A 19,805-nucleotide genomic window follows, 5' to 3' on the forward strand; every position below is an offset into this window, starting at 1 on the left:
ATTTAAGAAATATAAAGTTACAAAATGGGTATTTTTTGCACTAGATCAAGCCTTTGCCGCCTTTGGAAAAATTATCTCACAACTTTTAAAGTTATCCACAAGGTTATCTATAAGCAGTTTTTCCGAGCTTTGCTATGCTATGCCCTTGTCTGATAAGGCTTATAGCCGAAAGGACAAAATTCGGTATTTTTGAGATAAATTTGAATCCTAAAATAGTCAAAATTTAAAAGAAAAAGTCAATATTGATCTACCCTCAATTTTCCCGTATCTTGTGTTCAATTCAATTTTAAACCACTAAGTCTTGTGTTTATCCCTCAATCACTGCGGCCTAAATTTTGCCCAGTTTAATGGTCCATAAACATAACAATAGATGACAATGGAGCTATGCTGACATGAGCGTAATCACCTCAACCCCTGGTCAATTACAAGTGATTAAACGCACTGGTGATGTTGCCGCTTTTGATGCTGAAAAAATTGCAGTTGCAATTGGCAAAGCGTTTTTGGCTGTAGAAGGTCAACAAAGCGCCGATTCAAGCCGCATTCATGATCGGATCGAACAACTGACTGAAATGGTGTTGAACACATTCAACCGCCGTTTACCGTCTGGCGGAACTATTCACATTGAAGAAATTCAAGACCAAGTTGAACTTGCGCTCATGCGTACAGGCGAGCAAAAAGTTGCTCGTGCTTATGTCATCTACCGTGAACAACGCTCAGAAGCGCGTAAGCAAGCAGGTGAAAACCATCACCCGACGTTACAAGTGACTGATGCAAACGGTCAGCTTAAACCACTAGATTTAGGTGCGTTAAAAGCAACCGTAAATAAAGCGGCAGAAGGTTTAGAAGGCATTGATGTAGATGCCATCATTGATGAAACCGTGAAAAACCTCTACAACGGTGTAAAAGAGTCTGACATCTCAACCACCATGATGATGGCGACTCGTACCCGTATTGAGCAAGAGCCGAACTATACCTATGTGACTGCGCGTTTATTGCGTAATGACTTGGTCGCAACAGGCTTAGAATTTTTAGGTTTAGCAACAGATACACCTGAAGGCGAAGCATTAGAAACTTTCCTGAAAAAAGGTGTAGAACTTGATTTGCTTTCTGCAGACTTACTTGAGTTTGACCTTGCCAAACTTGCTGCAGCGATTCAGCCTGAACGCTCAAACCAGTTTACCTATTTAGGTCTGCAAACTTTATTTGACCGTTATTTCATTCACTCAGATGGCGTACGCTTTGAACTTCCACAATTGTTCTTTATGCGTGTGTCAATGGGTCTGGCGCTTAATGAAGATGACCGTGAAGCACGTGCAATCGAGTTCTATAACTTATTGTCTAGCTTCGACTACATGGCTTCTACGCCTACCCTGTTTAACTCAGGTACGCTACGTCCACAGTTATCAAGCTGTTACTTAACTACAATTTCTGATGACCTTTACAACATTTATGGTGCAATGCGTGACAACGCAATGCTGTCTAAATGGGCAGGTGGTTTAGGCAATGACTGGACGCCAGTACGTGCCTTGAACTCATACATCAAAGGAACAAACGGTAAATCTCAAGGTGTTGTTCCGTTCCTTAAAGTTGCTAACGATACAGCTGTTGCGGTCAACCAAGGTGGTAAGCGTAAAGGTGCGGTATGTGCGTACTTAGAAACTTGGCACTTAGACATCGAAGAATTCCTAGAGCTGCGTAAAAACACAGGGGATGACCGTCGTCGTACCCATGATATGAACACAGCCAACTGGGTACCTGACTTGTTCATGCAACGTGTCTTTGAAGATGCAGAATGGACATTGTTTACGCCATCTGAAACACCAGACTTGCACGACTTGACGGGCGAAGCTTTTGCTGAGCGTTATGCGTACTACGAAAGCATTGCCAAAGAAACTAACATGCTGCATAAAAAACTTCGTGCGAAGGACTTATGGCGCAAAATGTTGTCAATGTTGTTTGAAACAGGTCACCCGTGGATCACATTCAAAGACGTATGTAACTTACGTTCACCGCAACAACACGTTGGCGTAGTGCACTCATCTAACTTATGTACTGAAATTACCCTCAATACTAACCAAGATGAAATTGCGGTATGTAACTTGGGTTCAATCAACCTTGTGCAACACGTTCAAGGTGGTGTATTAGACCGTGAAAAATTAGCACGTACTATTAAAACTGCAGTACGTATGCTCGACAACGTCATCGACATCAACTACTACGCTGTACCACAAGCACGCAATTCAAATTTGAAACATCGTCCTGTAGGTATGGGCATCATGGGCTTCCAAGATGCGCTTTATGAGATGAACTTGGCTTATGGTTCAGATGCTGCAGTTGAATTTGCCGATGAATCTATGGAAGTGATCAGCTACTACGCGATTCAAACGTCTAGCGACTTGGCGGTTGAGCGTGGTACTTACGAAACATTTAAAGGTTCATTATGGGATCAAGGCATCTTGCCAATTGACTCTTTAGACATTGTGGCGAAATCACGTCCAGAACGTATGTTTGAAGTAGACCGTACACAGCGTTTGGATTGGGACAGCTTACGTGCCAAAGTTCAAAAAGATGGTATGCGTAACTCAAACGTGATGGCGATTGCTCCGACTGCAACCATTTCAAATATTTGTGGCGTTTCTCAGTCTATTGAGCCGACATTCCAAAACTTGTATGTGAAATCGAACTTGTCTGGTGAATTTACAGTAATCAACCCTTACCTCGTTCGTGCATTGAAAGAGCGTGATTTGTGGGATTCTGTGATGGTGAATGACCTGAAACACTTTGAAGGTTCAGTACAAAAAATTTCACGTATTCCTGAAGAATTGAAAGCGATTTTTGCGACTGCGTTTGAAGTTGAACCACGCTGGATTGTAGATGCAGCATCACGTCGTCAAAAATGGATTGATCAGGCGCAATCGTTGAACTTGTATATTGCAGGTGCAAACGGTAAGAAACTTGACCTGACTTATAAAATGGCATGGTTACGTGGTCTGAAAACGACTTATTACCTACGTGCATTGGGTGCAACATCTGCAGAGAAATCGACCATTAACACAGGTGCATTGAATGCAGTAAAACCTGCAACTGTTACGGCAGCGCCTGTTGCAGCGGTAGCGCAGGAAATTAAACCTGAAGTTCCTGCAGAGGAAGACGACTTTGCAAATGCAGCGCCAGTGCCACAAGCATGCAGCATTGACAACCCTGATTGTGAGGCGTGTCAGTAATGGAAAATAATACTTCTATGGTTTTGTTAATAGCTTTTATGATCACTTTTACAGTTCTTGTATTAGCGGTTAAAGCTTAAACAAATTTATTTGAGCAATCTTTGAATTAAGATTGCTCAAAGCCATAGAAGATTCCATTTAAAATAATATCTAGGGAAACTACCATGCCACACATGACCCACAACTATATGTTAGGACTGGCGGTCTTGCTGATTTCCTTTGTTGTATTGTTTTATGCACCAATTGCTTACTTTTGGTTGCAAGCGGTGAAACAACAGCGAAAGCAAAATAAGTAGTTTCTCTTTAGGCAAATTACTTATTTTGATTATGTAGCAATACAAAATCAAATCTAGATTGAAGATTACAAAAGATAAAGTGTGATTGGAAATTTAGAAAAAATTTTGAGAAAAATGTTGGGGATATTGACGTATCCCCTCCATTAATCTCAGATAACCGAGAACACGGTTGACTGAAAACTTTCGTTCAAGAAAGTAAACAAATCTTCGTTTACTTTGAGTTTGGAGTCAACCGTTAATTCTTACATTTAATCTAAAACTATGTTTTTAGGAGTTTTAAAAATGAAAGTTAATTTTCAGTTGTTTTTTACTCAAGTAACAGGAGATTTTTATGCATTACATGTGCTTAAGTTACGATCTACACAATAAACCACGCTCAAATTATTCCAAAATTTATCAAACCCTTGGGAAATATGAGCATGAAAGATTACAAAAGTCGATATGGCTATTAAATACAGCTAAAACGACTGATGAAATCATGAATGATTTTAGGCATTGTGTTGATTTGAATGACCATCTTGTTGTCTTTCCGATTGACCAAAATTTGTTAAACTTTTTAAAGGAATAGGACCCCCATTCATTTCCATAATATATGAAATGGTATTGAAATAGAGACAGGTTTATAATCTTGTTTCTATTTCAAATGGGTTCACCTTTTATACTTAAGGAGAATCCCTTGTCTATCCTAAGTTGGGACGATTTCGAAGATGATTCGCAAAAACCGGCTGCTCCTGAACACAAGTCTGCGCCCGTCGAGCCGCAAAAAGCGCATGATACGCAGATGGTATCTCATGCAGAGCAACCACAGACGCCTGTGGCAACTGCACAACCCGCTGCAGCCCCTAGAAGTGGAGCAACAGATTCAACCGATCCGTTGGCAAGAGCATCTAACGCTCTAGATCAATTGGACGTTGCACCTGGTCTTGAAGAACTGGAAATGGGTGCATCTCGCGTACAGGTTGATGATAAAGCCATGATCAACTGTCGTGCAGACTTAAACCAGCTTGTACCTTTCAAATACGAATGGGCATGGCAAAAATATCTAGATGGTTGTGCAAACCACTGGATGCCACAAGAAGTCAACATGAACCACGATATCGCGCTGTGGAAGTCTGAAAATGGCTTAACTGAAGATGAGCGCACCATTGTTATGCGTTCACTTGGTTTCTTCTCTACTGCAGACTCATTGGTTGCTAACAACTTGGTATTGGCAATTTATCGCCACATTACCAACCCTGAATGCCGCCAGTACATTTTGCGTCAAGCCTTTGAAGAAGCGATTCACACTCACGCTTACCAGTACTGCATCGAATCTTTAGGTATGGATGAAGGCGAAGTCTTCAATATGTACCGCGAAGTACCATCGGTTGCGCGTAAAGCAGCATGGGGCTTGAAGTACACGCAATCTTTAAGTGATCCTACTTTCAAAACAGGTACACCTGAAAACGACCAAATTTTGCTACGCAACTTGATCGCATTCTATTGTGTACTTGAAGGTATTTTCTTCTACTGCGGTTTCAGCCAAATCTTGTCGATGGGTCGTCGTAACAAAATGAACGGTGTTGCAGAGCAATTCCAATACATTTTACGCGATGAATCTATGCACTTGAACTTTGGTATCGACATGATTAACCAAATCAAGATTGAGAACCCACACTTGTGGACTGCAGAATTCCAGCAAGAAGTGATTCAAATGATTCTTGAAGGCACGATGCTTGAAATTGAATATGCGCGTGACACTATGCCACGTGGTGTATTGGGTATGAACGCAGGTATGATGGAAGAATATTTGAAATTCATCTGTAACCGTCGTTTAAGTCAGCTCGGTTTACCTGAACAGTTTGTTGGCGTAAACAACCCGTTCCAATGGATGTCTGAGATGATGGACTTGCGTAAAGAGAAGAATTTCTTTGAAACGCGTGTAACCGATTACCAGACTGGCGGTGCATTGAGCTGGTAATACAGCGCTGCGTCACGCGATACATATGCTGTCATTGTGCGACACATGAGTTGTCATTGAGAAAACCGCCATTCATGGCGGTTTTTTTATAGATACGATCTAGTATTTAATGGCTAGGTTGTACAAATACCTAAAAATTTGATTTTGTTTAATTTATTTATTTTTAAAATTTCTACAAACCTTTAAAAATCGTCATCTTACAAAATATTTATAAAACAAAGCCGTTTTTTTACTTCTTTTATTCATTATGAGAATAGGACAATAATCTAACCCCCCCAAAAATGACAAAAAATAAAATAAAGAAAGGCGCATCACGCGCCTTTTTTATTCAGGCTGCTCACATTTATGCAGGAATACGCAACACTTGACCAGGGAAAATGTCATCGGCATTTTTCAGTAATGGACGGTTGGCTTCAAAGATTTTGTTGTATTGGTTGGCATCCCCATAAAACTCTTTGGAAATTTTAGATAAGGTATCGCCTGATTTTACTGTATAGAACTTACTTTCTGGTTCTGGGGTTGCAACGGTGAGTTGATCATCCACTTGCGCAACATGGTCAATATTACCCACAGCAAGAATAATTTTTTCACGATCTGCCTGACTGTTGACCTGTCCACGCACTGTCGCTAAGTCAGTAGTTGCGTTATAACTCACCGATAAACCTGTCACAGGTAAGCCTAAACTTTTCACATGCCCCAAAAGTTTATTGGCAATTTCTTGTGCTGATGGTTCTGCAGGTGTGCTTGGTGCAGCTTGTGGCTCTGCAGGTGCTGTATTTTTCTTACCAATCCCTTTTACAAAATCAAAAAGACCCATGAGGTACTCCTTTTTTTTTCTGCTATTATAAAGCGTCGCTCACTTACATAAGCACGTTGCTGTTCTCATTCATTTATAACTAAAAAAATAAGCGACTTCGGTTGTGATTAGACACTAGCCTGGTAACAAAATGTAAGCTACATCACACATTTAACAAAATGCGCCTTTTTCATATTCGATTGTAAAAACGACAGCGCATAAAAAAGCCACCTTGCGGTGGCTTTCATTTCAGCAGAGCTGAAATCAACAATTAACCAAGTTTTTTAGTTACGTAGTCGATTGCTGATTGAACTGTTGTGATTTCGTTAGAATCTTCGTCTGGGATTGTGATGTCAAAATCGTTTTCGAAAGACATTACAAGCTCTACTAAGTCTAAAGAGTCAGCACCTAAGTCATCCATAAAAGATGCTTCGTTTTTGATTTCTTCAGCTTTAAGACCAAGTTGTTCTGCAACCGCTTGTTTAACGCGTTGTTCGATATCGCTCACAGGAATTCTCCTCATTGCTTGTGGCGTTTTTAATGCCGTTAGTTTAATTGAATCTATAAAATTTTGAAAGTTTATACTTGAGCTTAGCTCATGTATAAACCACCATTTACGTGTAACACTGTACCAGTGATGTAACCAGCTTTGTCAGAAGCCAAGAAACTCACTGCATTTGCGATATCTTGTGGATCACCTAAACGGTTTAATGCCACTTGCTCACTCATTTTTTTGCGAATTTCTTCACTTAGCTGATCTGTCATTTCAGTTGCAATAAAGCCCGGAGCAACCGAGTTTACTGTAATTTGACGACTGCCCATTTCTTTGGCAAGGCTACGGCTGAATGCTTCAATACCGGCTTTTGCCGCAGAATAGTTCGCTTGTCCTGGGTTCGCAAAATGTGCTACCACAGAACTAATATTAATAATGCGTCCAAAACGTGCTTTGGTCATGCCCTTCAAGACACGTTTAGATAAACGGTAAACTGCCTTTAAGTGAATGTTGAGAATGTCATCCCAATCATCTTCTGACATACGCAGTAACAAATTATCTTTGGTAATGCCCGCATTGTTAACTAAAACCAAAACTGAACCATAGCTTTGTTCAATTTCAGAAACCAATGCATCAATGGCTGCACCATCACGGACATCCAATACTTTACCTGCACCGTTTTCTGCAAAACTTGCCGATAATTTTTCTGCGCCCGCTTCAGAAGTGGCAGTACCTACCACAAAAAAACCGTCTTGAATGAGTTGCTGAGCGATGGCTGCACCAATCCCTCGGCTTGCACCTGTGACTAATGCAACTTTACGTTCTTGTGTCATGCAATTTTCCCTTCTGCCACTAAAATGGCATTTAGTGCATCTTCCATACGACTTTGTGTGTCGAGTGGGAATGCTTTTTCGATATTCGGTAAACGCTTCGCAAGATTCGCCAATACGTTGCCTGGGCCACATTCCACGATATATTCAATACCCTGATCTTGTAGGTATTGCATGGTTTGTGTCCACTGCACCGATTGGTACAATTGCGCAGTGAGTGCCTGACCTAATTGCGCAACATCTGCCGCGATTCCAGCGTTGACATTTTGTATTACAGGAATACGCGGTAGCTCAATGGCAGTTTGTTCCAAAGCTTGTGCAAACTGTTCGGCAGCAGGTTTCATCAATGAACAGTGTGAAGGTACAGATACAGGCAGGACAATGGCTTTACCGCCATTTTCTTTGGCCAATGCCATTACTGCTTCGACTAAAGTTTTATCGCCTGCAATAACCACTTGCCCTTGTGCATTGTAGTTGGCTGCTTCTACCGAGCCACGACCTTGCACATTCACTTGTTCACATAGCTCAAGCACTTTGGCATCTTCAAGGCCTAAAATGGCAGCCATTGCGCCCTGACCTTGTGGCACAGCGTTTTGCATTAATTTGCCGCGCAAGTTTACCAGTTTAACGGCATCGCCCAAGCTCAAGCTGCCTGCAGCTACTAATGCGCTGTATTCGCCCAATGAGTGTCCTGCCAAATATTTTGGTGCAACACCACCCAACTCTAACCACACACGCCATAAAGCGATACTTGCAGTGAGTAATACAGGCTGAGTAAATTCTGTTTGGTCTAAACCTTCACCACTTTGTGCAATGTGCCATAAGTCAAAGCCAATCGCTTCAGAGGCTTCTGCAAATGTTTCGCGCACACCGCTAAACTGTTCTGCAAGCTCAGCCAACATACCGGCTTTTTGTGAGCCTTGACCAGGAAAGACAAATGCAGTTTTAGTGGCTTGAGCTGCTTGCTCGAGTCGTTTAGCAGACATAAAAAATCCTTTAATTAAGATGCGCAAATTGTAGTTTTTTGCAGCTACAACCCACACCTTCTCATGTAAGCTCAGTTATGGAGCGGAAATTTAACACTTAATTTTGTTTTTAGTAATTGCCAAATACAACAAAAATCGGGCACAAAAAAAGGGAGCTTACGCTCCCATTTTTTCTACTAAGCTTGACGCTTAATACATCACCAATTATTCAGCATCTGCTTTAGCGAATAATTGACGACCACGGTAGAAACCATCTTTAGTTACGTGGTGACGACGATGAGTTTCACCAGTAGCTTGGTCTACAGTTAATGCATTCTCGGTTAAAGCGTCATGTGAACGGCGCATGTCACGGCGAGAGCGACTTTTACGGTTTTGCTGAACGGCCATGATGGCTCCTTACAAAGATCGAAAAAATGGATCAGAACAAATTGAGTTGTCTTAACTAAAAATTATAACATAATTTTCAGTTAAGTTTACCTTTCAAACTTGCCAAAACATCAAACGGATTATCACGTTTTTCTTCGGCAATGTTCTGAATGGCAGGTTGATGCTTATGCTCGCAAGCGTCATGCTTAGGAGATAAAGGCAACAACAATAACAATTCATCTTCTATAAGTGACAGTAAATTAGCCGTCGCAGGCGAATCATAATCGCCTTTGGTGGTGGCTTCACTTTCACCTAATACAATGAAATCAGCATCCTCATCCAAGCGCTCTATCAGTGACTCATCATCCACAAGAGCTAGATGAAAATCTGAAACGAGGTCTATTTCTACAGAACCCAAGCAGCGTTGGCATTCCATTGGAACTCTCGTTTCAATATGACCATCTAGCCATACAATGCGATGATACGCATCCATTGATAGCTTACAGTCTATGTTAACCAATTGATCATCAATTGATCCAACAGCTTCACGGGCGATACGAGCAAAGCGAGACAATGGCAGGTTACCTGACCATGTAAAGCCCTGTTCAGCCCATTTAAACGGCTCAATCTGTGCCGGAAAGGTATTTGCTGACATAATTAAGGCGGCAATTCTACAAATTCATCAGTACTCTGTCAAAGATTAAGATACAATTTTGTACTTATTTAGACAGACCAATTTTGGGTAACACAGTCATGCATCTGTTGCAGCCGCAAACAGAAGTGAATTTTTCATCACTTGTGAGCACACTTCCAACCACCAATTCTGACACTTCGCACCCCCAAGTGCAACTCTCGGACTGGGCAAAACTCAATACAGAAACGGAACAGGTGGACTGGCTCATCTTACACTTTAATCACTGGTTTTCCCACCTAAATGTGAACTTGGTCAAAGGTGATTTTGAACCTGAGTACTTTCCTGCCACGGCAACACAGCCTGCACGTATTCAATTTGCACATGGTTTCTTTAATAGCGCTTTACATGAAATTAGCCATTGGAGCATCGCAGGCGAACAACGACGTTTACTGCCAGACTTAGGCTATTGGTATGCTCCCGATGGTCGTACTCAGGAACAACAAGCCTTATTTGAACAGGTTGAAATTAAACCTCAAGCCATTGAATGGCTGTTTGCTCAAGCGTTTGGACGAAAATTCCGTGTATCTTTAGATAACCTGACCGGTGAAGGTGGAGATGGCCGCACATTTAAAGACAATGTCTTTGCCCAAGTGCAGCGTTATTTTAACGGAGAAGCCAAATTACCACGCGATGCAAAACGCTTTATTGAATGTATTTGTTACTGCACCCGAGGTGGCAAAACATTACAAATTGCAGAGTTTGAACGAAAAAATTTGGATTAAATGTAATAAAGCACAAGGCAATGATTGCAAGTGACATCAATCCCCTTTCATAATGAGCCTAACGTCACATTTACGCTACTGAGGAATTCATATGTTGCATTTAAGAGTACATCCTGAAAATCCACAGCCGCGTCTAATCAGCCAAGCGGTTGAACGCATACGCGCAGGCGATGTGGTGGTCTATCCAACCGATGCTGCTTATGCGATTGGTTGCCAAATTGGTAATAAAAACGCGATGGAGCGCATTTCACAAATTCGTGGTTTAGGCGCAAAACACCAATACGCCATTATTTGTGCCGATTTATCGGATATTGCCACCTACGCCAAAGTGGACAATGCCATGTATCGTCTGCTGAAAAACAATACGCCTGCGGTCACCACATTTATTTTACCTGCGACCAGTGAAGTTCCGCGTCGCTTGACGCATCCCAATAAAAAAACCATTGGTTTGCGTATTCCAAGCAACCCCATTTGTCGCATGCTGCTTAAAGAATTAGGCGAACCTTTACTGACCAGCACCCTGATTTTACCGGGGCAAGAAGACCCTTTAGATGATCCATACGAGATTGATCTACAACTCAACAAACGTATTGATGTACTGATTGATGGTGGCTTAGGCACACTTAGCACCACCAGTATTATTGATTTATCGGGCGACAACCCGCAAATTGTGCGTCGTGGTGTGGGAGATGTGAGTGCTTTTGAATAAGCATTCACCACCTGCAAAGCGATTGACAGCACTACGGTTTAAAAGCCTTACTTGCACGAATTAAACCCATGACTTTATTTCAGGTATTGTTAAATTTGCAGCAGTTTTCGGATGAGATGCACATTTATGTGCAACGTCCGTGGACGCTAGATTCCGATGCAATCGTGTGTTCCCAAACTGCATTCACAGCAACAATACCTGAACCTCCCGATTCTTATACTTACTTTTTAGATGCAGCACTATGTAAAGCACTTTTAGCGCAATCGCAAACTCGTAATCTGTGTTTACAAGACAGCTGCATGGCAATGATTGAATACGCATTACAGAATAAAACAGAAATAAATACTTAAAGATTGAATGAGTTAATTTTTACAACTTGCCTTAAATCTCCCTCAATCCCGATTTATTTTAGGCTTTTTTTGATATTTGGTCGTAGAACAGATTTATTTCAATCACGATATCCTTTAGACTAACCGCTATTAATTCTGAGCTATTTCTCCATCTCCTTCTTATCTGAAGCGGAAATAGCATTTGCATGCTTTTGAAAATTCGCGTGGCCCAACACTGTAATGAATCAATCCCTCCACAATGCGATGGAACCTGCCCAACACATTCGTGTGTTAGATGAGTGGCAAGAGTCGATTCCTGAGGATTTGTATATTCCTCCTGCAGCATTTGAAATTCTGTTAGAGCATTTCGAAGGACCACTCGACTTTTTAATTTACCTGATTCAAAAAAATGGCTTCGATTTACTTCAGTTAGATATTGCCCCGATTGCATCGCAATATCTGTCGTATATGGATGCCATGAAATCGCTAAATATTGAACTGACTGCCGATTATATGGTGATGGCGGCATTACTGGCCGATTTAAAATCCCGCCTATTGTTGCCTAAACCTGCCAGTATCAGCAGCATTGAAAAAGACCCAAAACAAGAGCTGATTGACCGTTTAGAAACCTATTTAAGAGTCAAACAAGCAGCTGAACGCTTGGGGCAAATGCCTGTTTTAGAACGCGATACTTTTGCTACCAATGTTAGCTTAGGGCATACCGCAGTCAATAATGTCGGCTATGCAGCCGATCAATTACGTGATGCCTTGTTCTGCATTTTTAATCGTCCTGAACCTGTCACCCATCAAATTTTGCAAGAACCTGTTTTACTTGAAGAACGGATTGCATTTATTGAAGCCAAACTCGCATCGGGTGAAGTACTGAGTTTTGATGCGTTGCTAAAACCAAGTCAGGGACGCATGGGCATGGTTGTGACCTTTATGGCGATTTTAGAACTGACTCGCCAGCAAAAAGTGTGCATTATCAGCAGTGGGATTGAAGCACCATTGAGCATTCAAGGGGCGCAGGCATGAATCCAGAACCCATAATTTCGAGCTTGTCTGAAGGCGAACAACAGCATGAAGTGCTGATGCAACTCGAAGCAATTATTTTTGCCAGTGACAGTGCTGTGTCTTTAGCGCGTCTGAAAGAAGCTTTTCAAGATAAATATAGCAAAGCGCAATTACGCCAGTTTTTACAACAATTGGCCATGTTACAACATGGTCGCTCGATTGAACTGATCGAAACCGCACAAGGTTTCCGTTTTCAGGTGCGGGCAAAGTATCGTACAATTATTACACAGGTGTGGCCTGAACGTCCGACCCGACTTTCGCCCTCACTGCTAGAAATACTGGCGGTGATTGCCTACCACCAACCTGTGACCCGAGCAGATATTGAACAAATTCGTGGAGTATCAAACAATAGTCAAATTTTACGCACATTGTTTGATTGGAACTGGATTAAAGAATCAGGTTTCCGAGAACTCCCAGGAAGACCTGCGTTGTTGGTTACAACGCCTCAATTTTTAAATGCGTTTGGCTTGAATTCCTTAAGTCAATTGCCTCCCCTACAGGATGCCAAGGAAGCTTTCATGGCACTCGATGCATCTGCGTCTGTGTCTTGAATAGGTAAACTGTTGATGATCATTTCTAAGGTTATGCTGTCATGAGTGAAAAGTTGCAAAAGGTACTCGCACGAGTAGGCTTGGGTTCTCGCCGTTATATGGAAGAAGTCATTGCCGCTGGTCGTGTGAGTGTCAACGGCCAAGTTGCCCAAGTGGGTGAACGTATCGAACCAGGTGATGAGCTTCGCATCGATGGTCGTAAAGTTCAGTTCCAAATTGAAGATGAAATTCGTCGTCGTGTTCTGATTTACTACAAACCAGAAGGCGAAATTTGCTCACGCAACGACCCTGAACAACGCCCGACTGTATTTGATAACTTACCTGCAATTGCCAATGATCGTTGGGTGATGGTTGGTCGTCTAGACATTAATTCGACAGGTTTATTACTATTCACCAACGATGGTGAATTAGCCAACCGTTTAATGCACCCATCGAACGAAATTGAACGTGAATATGCGGTTCGTGTGATGGGTGAAGTAACACCACAACTGAAAAACAACATGCTACGCGGTGTAGTGCTAGATGATGGCCCTGCCAAGTTTGAATCTTTCTCTGAAATTGGCGGTGATGGTATTAACCGCTGGTATCAAGTGGTGGTAAAAGAAGGTCGTAACCGCGAAGTTCGTCGTATTTTTGAATCACAAGGTCTGAAAGTCAGCCGTCTATTGCGTACCCGTTACGGCACGGTAATTTTACCGCGTGAATTACGTACAGGTCGCTGGATGGAATTGGATAAAAATGACATCGATAACCTTGCCAAAGCGGTTGAGTTAAAACCACGTCAAGGCACAGGTTTGTACGGCATGGCAAAACGTCGCAATGAGCGTATGCAGGAAAAACCATTGGCGGCTCGTCGTGGTGGTTTCTTGCGTCAGCAACGTCGTGACACCGAAGAAGCTGCACAAAACACAGGTTTTGCACCGCGTGAACGTCGTCAGGACGGTAACAGTTACGGCAACCGCGAACCACGCCAAGACGGTAACAGTTACGGCAACCGTGAGCGTCGTCAAGATGGTAACAGCTATGGCAACCGCGAACGTCGCCAAGATGGCAACAGCTATGGCAACCGTGAACGTCGCCAAGATGGTAACAGCTATGGCAACCGTGAACGTCATCAAGATGGCAATAGCTACGGCAACCGAGAACCACGTCAGGATGGTAACAGCTACGGCAACCGTGAACGCCGTGACGAAAATGCACCACGCAAACCGTTTGGCAATAAAAGCTTTAAAAAATTCTAAAAGCTGAAATACGCCAAATTGATAAAAAGCCACACGTTCATGTGTGGCTTTTTTATTGGGCAAATTTGTTGGACAAAAAATAATAAAAATTAAATATTTGGCAATACAGGAATTTCAATCCACTGTGCTTTTGGAAAGCTTTTTGACAAATAATTTTTTAAATATTTGGCAGTATCCTGCGAAATTAAAGGGTCTTGTGATTCATCGTTCAAATTATATGCCAATGCATGTAAATTCAAACCACGTGTTTTTAAAGCTTCCAAACTGAGCAAAGTGTGGTTAATACTGCCCAAACGCCCAGAACTCACCAAAATAACAGGATATTGTTTTTGCTCAATATAGTCGATGGTGAGTAGGTCTGTGGTCAGCGGCACCATGAGTCCACCCGCACCTTCTAATAATACTGCATCATACTTTGCTGCCAGTTGCGCAGTCGCAGCCTCAATTTTAGCAAAGTCAATCTCACGACCATCAATTTGTGTAGCCAAATGCGGTGAAGCAGGATAGCTAAAAATTTCAGGCATGGTGAGTTTGTCATCATCTTCAGGCAACCATTCACTGCCCATAATTTTACGATGCTGCTCAATATCTTCTGAAACGTCTTGATTGCCCGTTTGAATCAGCTTTTGGGTAATGGTCTGAATACCCTGTTCATTCATGGTCTTGGCCAAATAACCTGTGGCATAGGTTTTGCCAATCCCTGTATCAATACCACTCACAAAATAAACTTGAGCTGTCATGGCATTCTCCGTGCAAGACAATAAATAGGATGATACGTGAGCGTGTAACTTTTTTGCTGTGAACTATGTTGCTGACTAAATTGTTCATAGCCCCGATAAAATTCGGTTAAAGTCGTTTTGTTCCAACGCTGCCCTTGTGCTGTACCCGTGACACCTGTGGCTTTTAAATGCTGCAAAATCTGTTTGGGATGTTCAAAACTTAATGATTCAAGCTGCTCTAAACAGTGTAATACTTCAAAGCCCTGCTGTTTAAGCTGTTGTTGTAACGCATCCATACTCAAATAATGTAAGCCTTGACCTGTTAATTGCTTAATTTCAGTCAAGTTTTGAGGGCCAAACGTCGAAAAGCACAAATACCCTTGCGGCTTTAACGCTTGATTCGCCTTGCGCAATAATGCTCCAAAATCTTCCACCCATTGCAAAGCCGAACTCGAACAAATTAAATCCAAAGACTGCGGAAAATCGAGCTGTTCTATATCGCCAATTAAGCCATGAATTTGAGTGATAGTTGTTTGAGGATGATGCAGATACGCATGCAACACTTCGGCATATAAATCATTTAAAGTCAGCTGTTGAATTTGAAATTCACGCAGTAGCAAGTCGGTTAAATTCCCTGAACCACAGCCGATTTCCAAGACGTTTTCAAAGCAAGGCTGAGGTTGATCTGACAACTTTTGCTGTACAATATATTGCTGCATTTTTGCCATTAACTGCTGACAAATTTGCTGCTGTACCACGGCATGCGTTTTATAACTCTGATGAGCGCGGGCAAAACGCTGTGCCACTTGTGCCTTATCTATACGCATACGCACACTCAAAGCAAATCCAGTAACTGTGTTAAATCTGCCGTTTCAAATTGCGTATTTAAACAAATCCGCAGTCGTGAGCTGCCTTGCGGTACAGTCGGCGGACGTACAGGCATCACATAAAAACCTGCAGTCTGTAACTGTTGGGCTTTGCTTACAGTTGCAGTAGAGTCGCCAATAATCACAGGTACAATTTGCGAAGTCGATGGGCAGGTAAAACCTTTGGCCTGAATCCCCTGCTGCATATATAAGCTCAAAGCAGCCAAATGCTGACGCTGTGTCTGCATGTGCACAATCTGATTCAGCATAAACTGCGTCCACGCCATACAAATAGGTGGCTGTGCGGTACTAAAAATTAGCGGGCGCATTCGATTAATCAGGTAATCACGGATAATCGGATCACAGATCAAATATCCCCCAACTGAAGCAACGGCTTTGCCAAACGTCCCAACCAGAAAATCAATGGCATCAATCACGCCATATTGTTCGGCACAACCTAAACCTTGCTGCCCACGTACGCCAATCGCATGTGCTTCATCGACATATAACATGACTTTGGCAAAATGCTGTTTCAGCGCGACCAATGCGGCTAAATCAGTTTCATCACCATCCATACTAAAAATGGATTCAGTCACCACAATAATGCGTTCATAATTGTCATCAGCATGATATTGCATCAGCAATTGCTGCAAATGTGCCAAATCATTATGCCGATAACGCAAATATTTTGCAGATGACAAACGAATGCCGTCAATCATGCTGGCATGTACCAGTTTATCGGCCAAAATTAGGGTTTTCGCATCTGCCAATGCAGGTAAAATACCAATATTCATGTGATAGCCGCTATTAAACAGCAAGGCAGCTCGCCCATGAAATAATTGCGTTAATGTGGCTTCAAGCTGTTCATAGGCAGGGAAATTTCCAGTCAGTAAACGTGATGAAGATGCACTCATTAAACGCTGTGCATTCGGTGTTTCATCAAAAAACTGTTCACGTAAGCGCAAGTCAGTGGCTAAACCCAAATAATCATTGGAAGATAAATTCAGCATCTGCTGTTGCTGAATTTCAATTGTTTTACCTTGCTGCTGATTGCTGCGAAATTGACGAAAATTGCCCTGTTGGCGAAGCTGATCAAGCTGTTCTGCATAGTGATCGAGTAAACTCATGCGCTCGCTCCTTGCATACCTGTCACCACCTCAGCCAATTGCTGCAATAAAGTATTTAGTTCTGCTGCTGTAATCACATACGGCGGCATCACATAGACCAATTTACCAAAAGGACGTACCCAAATACCACGTTGCACAAATTCTTGTTGCAGGCTTTGCATATCGACAGCATGTTTAAGTTCTACCACACCAATTGCACCTAAAACTCGCACATCCTGCACCCATGCCAAATTAGCCAATGGTGTTAAATGCTGTTCAAGTTGCTGTTGTATACGTTGAATATTGGCTTGCCAGTCTTGTTCTAATAATAATTGGGTACTTTTTACTGCAACCGCGCAAGCCAGTGGATTTGCCATAAAGGTCGGGCCATGCATAAACACACCTGCCTCACCCTGCGAAATCATTTCTGCAACATGCTTCGTGGTCAATGTGGCAGACAAAGTCATATAACCGCCTGTCAGCCCTTTGCCGATACACATAATATCGGGTTCGACCTGAGCATGTTCCCATGCAAACAACTTGCCTGTACGCCCAAAACCTGTGGCAATTTCATCAAAAATTAACAACACATCATATTGCTCACAAAGCAATTTGGCTTGACGCAAATATTCAGGATGATAAAAACGCATGCCGCCTGCACCTTGCACAATTGGTTCAATAATCATGGCGGCAATCTGCTGATGATGCTCTACCAAACTTTGCGCCAATTCTGCAATATCGGCAGGATTCCACTCTTGGTCAAAACCTGTTTGTGGTGCAGATACAAAATAACGACGCGCCAAACTTGAGCCAAAAACCTGATGCATCCCTGTAACAGGATCACAAACCGACATGGCATTCCATGTATCGCCATGATAGCCAGAACGGGTGGTAATAAAATTGGTTTTTTCAGTTTTGCCTTGTGCAGTCCAGTATTGCACAGCCATTTTCAGCGCCACTTCAACGGCGACGGAGCCTGAATCTGCATAAAAAATTTTATCTAAACTCGGTGGGGTAATTTCGAGCAACAAACGTCCTAACTCAATAGCAGGACGATGGGTCAATCCACCAAACATGATATGCGCCATACTGTCGAGTTGCTCAGTCACAGCACGGTTCAGCTCAGGATGGTTATAGCCATGAATCGCGCACCACCACGATGACATGCCGTCAATCAACTGGCGACCATCTTCAAGTTCAATGGTGCTGCCAAATGCCCGCTTAACCTTAAAGGTTGTTAAGGGCTGAGTCATAGAGGTGTAAGGATGCCAAAGATGTTCACGATCAAAAGCCAAATCCATCTGTTCTGTCATCCCACCATCATCCTTGATCTTGTAAAAAACTTGATGTGCTAAATCTTAAACCTGTCTACAGATAAAATAAATTGCGAGATTTGTCACTTATGGACCTGTTGGCGGGTTTTTCTGTAAATATTGGCAGATTTTGCTAGTCAACTCATCGGCATGGAACAATGGCAGCCCATGCGAGCCTTGCAAAACATCTACGCTTAAAAACTTTGCAGCTAAATTTTGCAGTTTAGCTGCAACTTTGCAATCAACTAAAACATCCTGCTCGGCAAAAAGATGATACTGCAGACCTGTATAATTTTTAAGCTTAGTCACCAAGTTTAAGTTTTCCAATAAATCCAAACCGTGTTGAAGCAAAGATTGCGGCTGTGGCTGAACCAAACTTTGTAATTGTAATAGGTCGGTTTTACTACTAGTGACACCCTGACACACCATAAAACCAAAACGCTTTAGGGTCAGAATTGGGTCTTGTGCAAAAGATTGTTTAAACTGGGCAAACGTGGCTTGTGGCATAGCGGTATCCCAATCGGCTTGTGCAACAAAACACGGATTGGATGCAATGGTAATTAAGGTTTTATATCCTGCATATTGGCTGGCAATCGCATCGACCAGTAGCGTTGCCAATTGCCCACCCAGTGACCAGCCCATAATTACATCAAACTGACGTGCAAATTCAACCTGTTGCTGCATGACCTGTGCATCAGCAGCGTTAAAAATATTGATGAGCTCAACCCGAAAACCTTGTGCTGTTAGGGCTTGCTGTAACGGATTTAATAGTGCAGTACCACCGCCCCAGCCTGTAATCAATAAAATCTGTTGTTGCACGTGGCTTGCTCGCTAGTTAGAAAATCACCTCAGTATAATACTGAATCGGCTCAATCAACATCTGCAAAGCACCAAGATACGTCAATCAAAACGAATCTAAATATAAAAGCCGATCTATAAAAAAACCCGATTTATCATAAATCGGGTTTTGGCTTAATTTGCTTTGATCAGATTACATTTGCGATTGAATGTAGTTTTGCAAACCAATCAATTCAATTAAACGTAATTGTTTTTCCAACCAATACGTATGATCTTCTTCTGTGTCGGTCATTTGCTGACGCAACATATCACGGCTGACATAGTCGCCTTTTTCTTCACACAATTTTACGCCTTGCGCCAATTTTTCACGTACTTCGTATTCCAGTTTTAAATCGGCTTTTAAGCAAGACACCACATCTTCACCCACGTCGATGTCATCGCGCTGCATATTTGGAGTGCCTTCAAGGAACAATACACGACGAATTAAAGCATCGGCATGCTGCGCTTCTTCCTGCATTTCATGGTCAATGCGCTCAAAAATTTTGCTTAAACCCCAATCTTCATACATACGCGAATGAATCAGGTATTGATCGCGAGCAGCCAGTTCGCCACCAATCAACATATTTAAATAGTCTACGACTTCTGGATTGCCACGCATTTGCTGTACTCCCTTTCTTAATCCAGTCATTATGGACACATTCAGGAAAAATTGCAAAAGTTAATTATTGTAAA

At 42.2% G+C, this 19,805-nt stretch carries 21 protein-coding genes and 1 pseudogene; 10 read left to right on the forward strand and 12 right to left on the reverse strand.

Going from position 1 to position 19,805, the window contains the following annotated elements:
- The first annotated feature begins 392 nt into the window (after positions 1-392).
- From E0H79_RS02085 to E0H79_RS02095, 4 genes are all read left to right on the forward strand, one after another.
- A complete protein-coding gene (locus E0H79_RS02085) occupies positions 393-3,224 on the forward strand; it encodes a ribonucleoside-diphosphate reductase subunit alpha (protein ID WP_131260701.1) in 2,832 nt (943 codons plus the stop codon).
- A 164-nt stretch (positions 3,225-3,388) separates the two neighbouring features.
- Positions 3,389-3,520, forward strand: a complete 132-nt coding sequence (locus tag E0H79_RS15550) for a hypothetical protein (RefSeq protein ID WP_265937120.1) — start codon at positions 3,389-3,391, stop codon at positions 3,518-3,520.
- Between the two features lie 340 nt (positions 3,521-3,860).
- Positions 3,861-4,088 (forward strand): CRISPR-associated protein Cas2, encoded by a 228-nt coding sequence (locus tag E0H79_RS02090; protein WP_228258762.1) that lies wholly within the window; start codon positions 3,861-3,863, stop codon positions 4,086-4,088.
- A gap of 108 nt (positions 4,089-4,196) precedes the next feature.
- Positions 4,197-5,480 carry a ribonucleotide-diphosphate reductase subunit beta gene (locus E0H79_RS02095; protein ID WP_131260703.1) on the forward strand — a complete coding sequence of 428 codons (1,284 nt, stop codon included), beginning with the start codon at positions 4,197-4,199 and terminating at the stop codon, positions 5,478-5,480.
- A 343-nt stretch (positions 5,481-5,823) separates the two neighbouring features.
- Here the strand turns inward: E0H79_RS02095 and lysM are convergent, their stop codons facing one another.
- The 6 genes from lysM to E0H79_RS02125 form a co-directional block, all read right to left on the reverse strand.
- Entirely contained in the window at positions 5,824-6,297 is a 474-nt protein-coding gene (gene lysM / locus E0H79_RS02100; RefSeq protein WP_004972325.1) for a peptidoglycan-binding protein LysM, read from the reverse strand.
- Between the two features lie 250 nt (positions 6,298-6,547).
- Positions 6,548-6,784, reverse strand: coding sequence for an acyl carrier protein (acpP, locus tag E0H79_RS02105; protein ID WP_001279871.1), 237 nt, complete (start codon positions 6,782-6,784; stop codon positions 6,548-6,550).
- Between the two features lie 83 nt (positions 6,785-6,867).
- The gene (gene fabG / locus E0H79_RS02110; protein ID WP_004972328.1) at positions 6,868-7,602 is read right to left on the reverse strand and encodes a 3-oxoacyl-ACP reductase FabG; all 735 of its coding nucleotides are present in this window, start codon (positions 7,600-7,602) and stop codon (positions 6,868-6,870) included.
- On the reverse strand, positions 7,599-8,585 hold the full coding sequence (gene fabD / locus E0H79_RS02115) for an ACP S-malonyltransferase (RefSeq protein ID WP_131260704.1): 987 nt from the start codon (positions 8,583-8,585) through the stop codon (positions 7,599-7,601). Before fabD ends, fabG begins: the two co-directional genes overlap by 4 nt.
- Positions 8,586-8,789: 204 nt before the next feature.
- Entirely contained in the window at positions 8,790-8,972 is a 183-nt protein-coding gene (gene rpmF / locus E0H79_RS02120; protein WP_004972331.1) for a 50S ribosomal protein L32, read from the reverse strand.
- A gap of 76 nt (positions 8,973-9,048) precedes the next feature.
- Positions 9,049-9,606, reverse strand: coding sequence for a YceD family protein (locus E0H79_RS02125; RefSeq protein ID WP_131260705.1), 558 nt, complete (start codon positions 9,604-9,606; stop codon positions 9,049-9,051).
- Positions 9,607-9,704: 98 nt separating this feature from the next.
- Between E0H79_RS02125 and E0H79_RS02130 the strand changes: the two genes are divergently transcribed.
- From E0H79_RS02130 to rluB, 6 genes and pseudogenes are all read left to right on the forward strand, one after another.
- Positions 9,705-10,367, forward strand: a complete 663-nt coding sequence (locus tag E0H79_RS02130; protein ID WP_096902070.1) for an elongation factor P hydroxylase — start codon at positions 9,705-9,707, stop codon at positions 10,365-10,367.
- Between the two features lie 91 nt (positions 10,368-10,458).
- Positions 10,459-11,076, forward strand: a complete 618-nt coding sequence (locus E0H79_RS02135; protein ID WP_131260706.1) for an L-threonylcarbamoyladenylate synthase — start codon at positions 10,459-10,461, stop codon at positions 11,074-11,076.
- A 68-nt stretch (positions 11,077-11,144) separates the two neighbouring features.
- Complete coding sequence (locus E0H79_RS02140; protein ID WP_131260707.1) at positions 11,145-11,426, forward strand: hypothetical protein; 282 nt, start codon at positions 11,145-11,147, stop codon at positions 11,424-11,426.
- Between the two features lie 219 nt (positions 11,427-11,645).
- Entirely contained in the window at positions 11,646-12,440 is a 795-nt protein-coding gene (locus E0H79_RS02145; RefSeq protein WP_096902076.1) for a segregation and condensation protein A, read from the forward strand.
- Entirely contained in the window at positions 12,437-13,030 is a 594-nt protein-coding gene (gene scpB / locus E0H79_RS02150; protein ID WP_004972340.1) for an SMC-Scp complex subunit ScpB, read from the forward strand. Before E0H79_RS02145 ends, scpB begins: the two co-directional genes overlap by 4 nt.
- A gap of 41 nt (positions 13,031-13,071) precedes the next feature.
- Positions 13,072-13,992 (forward strand): annotated as a pseudogene (gene rluB, locus E0H79_RS02155) (23S rRNA pseudouridine(2605) synthase RluB); the annotation flags it as partial.
- A gap of 368 nt (positions 13,993-14,360) precedes the next feature.
- Here the strand turns inward: rluB and bioD are convergent.
- The 6 genes from bioD to ftn form a co-directional block, all read right to left on the reverse strand.
- Complete coding sequence (gene bioD / locus E0H79_RS02160) at positions 14,361-15,011, reverse strand: dethiobiotin synthase (protein WP_096902081.1); 651 nt, start codon at positions 15,009-15,011, stop codon at positions 14,361-14,363.
- Complete coding sequence (bioC, locus tag E0H79_RS02165) at positions 15,008-15,817, reverse strand: malonyl-ACP O-methyltransferase BioC (protein ID WP_131260708.1); 810 nt, start codon at positions 15,815-15,817, stop codon at positions 15,008-15,010. The genes bioD and bioC overlap by 4 nt, the downstream gene beginning before the upstream one ends.
- Before the next feature lie 8 nt (positions 15,818-15,825).
- Positions 15,826-16,983: an 8-amino-7-oxononanoate synthase gene (locus tag E0H79_RS02170; protein ID WP_131260709.1), complete on the reverse strand. Its 1,158-nt coding sequence runs from the start codon at positions 16,981-16,983 to the stop codon at positions 15,826-15,828.
- Positions 16,980-18,263, reverse strand: a complete 1,284-nt coding sequence (gene bioA / locus E0H79_RS02175; protein WP_131260786.1) for an adenosylmethionine--8-amino-7-oxononanoate transaminase — start codon at positions 18,261-18,263, stop codon at positions 16,980-16,982. The genes E0H79_RS02170 and bioA overlap by 4 nt, the downstream gene beginning before the upstream one ends.
- Positions 18,264-18,362: 99 nt before the next feature.
- Positions 18,363-19,094, reverse strand: coding sequence for an alpha/beta fold hydrolase (locus E0H79_RS02180; RefSeq protein ID WP_131260710.1), 732 nt, complete (start codon positions 19,092-19,094; stop codon positions 18,363-18,365).
- Positions 19,095-19,266: 172 nt separating this feature from the next.
- The gene (gene ftn / locus E0H79_RS02185; protein WP_004972356.1) at positions 19,267-19,731 is read right to left on the reverse strand and encodes a heteropolymeric bacterioferritin subunit Ftn; all 465 of its coding nucleotides are present in this window, start codon (positions 19,729-19,731) and stop codon (positions 19,267-19,269) included.
- Positions 19,732-19,805 lie beyond the last annotated feature (74 nt).

The sequence above is a fragment of the Acinetobacter sp. ANC 5045 genome, from assembly GCF_004331005.1.
GTDB lineage: Bacteria > Pseudomonadota > Gammaproteobacteria > Pseudomonadales > Moraxellaceae > Acinetobacter > Acinetobacter towneri.

Excerpts from the sequence above, each read along its gene's own strand:
- E0H79_RS02125 (WP_131260705.1), bottom strand. The coding sequence starts at position 9,606 with ATGTCAGCAAATACCTTTCCGGCACAGATTGAGCCGTTTAAATGGGCT.
- E0H79_RS02170 (WP_131260709.1), bottom strand. The coding sequence starts at position 16,983 with ATGAGTTTACTCGATCACTATGCAGAACAGCTTGATCAGCTTCGCCAA.
- E0H79_RS02140 (WP_131260707.1), top strand. The coding sequence starts at position 11,145 with ATGACTTTATTTCAGGTATTGTTAAATTTGCAGCAGTTTTCGGATGAG.
- fabG (WP_004972328.1), bottom strand. The coding sequence starts at position 7,602 with ATGACACAAGAACGTAAAGTTGCATTAGTCACAGGTGCAAGCCGAGGG.
- fabD (WP_131260704.1), bottom strand. The coding sequence starts at position 8,585 with ATGTCTGCTAAACGACTCGAGCAAGCAGCTCAAGCCACTAAAACTGCA.
- E0H79_RS02090 (WP_228258762.1), top strand. The coding sequence starts at position 3,861 with ATGTGCTTAAGTTACGATCTACACAATAAACCACGCTCAAATTATTCC.
- E0H79_RS02085 (WP_131260701.1), top strand. The coding sequence starts at position 393 with ATGAGCGTAATCACCTCAACCCCTGGTCAATTACAAGTGATTAAACGC.
- lysM (WP_004972325.1), bottom strand. The coding sequence starts at position 6,297 with ATGGGTCTTTTTGATTTTGTAAAAGGGATTGGTAAGAAAAATACAGCA.
- ftn (WP_004972356.1), bottom strand. The coding sequence starts at position 19,731 with ATGCGTGGCAATCCAGAAGTCGTAGACTATTTAAATATGTTGATTGGT.
- scpB (WP_004972340.1), top strand. The coding sequence starts at position 12,437 with ATGAATCCAGAACCCATAATTTCGAGCTTGTCTGAAGGCGAACAACAG.
- E0H79_RS02135 (WP_131260706.1), top strand. The coding sequence starts at position 10,459 with ATGTTGCATTTAAGAGTACATCCTGAAAATCCACAGCCGCGTCTAATC.
- bioD (WP_096902081.1), bottom strand. The coding sequence starts at position 15,011 with ATGACAGCTCAAGTTTATTTTGTGAGTGGTATTGATACAGGGATTGGC.
- bioA (WP_131260786.1), bottom strand. The coding sequence starts at position 18,263 with ATGGATTTGGCTTTTGATCGTGAACATCTTTGGCATCCTTACACCTCT.
- E0H79_RS15550 (WP_265937120.1), top strand. The coding sequence starts at position 3,389 with ATGCCACACATGACCCACAACTATATGTTAGGACTGGCGGTCTTGCTG.
- E0H79_RS02130 (WP_096902070.1), top strand. The coding sequence starts at position 9,705 with ATGCATCTGTTGCAGCCGCAAACAGAAGTGAATTTTTCATCACTTGTG.
- E0H79_RS02145 (WP_096902076.1), top strand. The coding sequence starts at position 11,646 with ATGAATCAATCCCTCCACAATGCGATGGAACCTGCCCAACACATTCGT.
- rpmF (WP_004972331.1), bottom strand. The coding sequence starts at position 8,972 with ATGGCCGTTCAGCAAAACCGTAAAAGTCGCTCTCGCCGTGACATGCGC.
- bioC (WP_131260708.1), bottom strand. The coding sequence starts at position 15,817 with ATGCGTATAGATAAGGCACAAGTGGCACAGCGTTTTGCCCGCGCTCAT.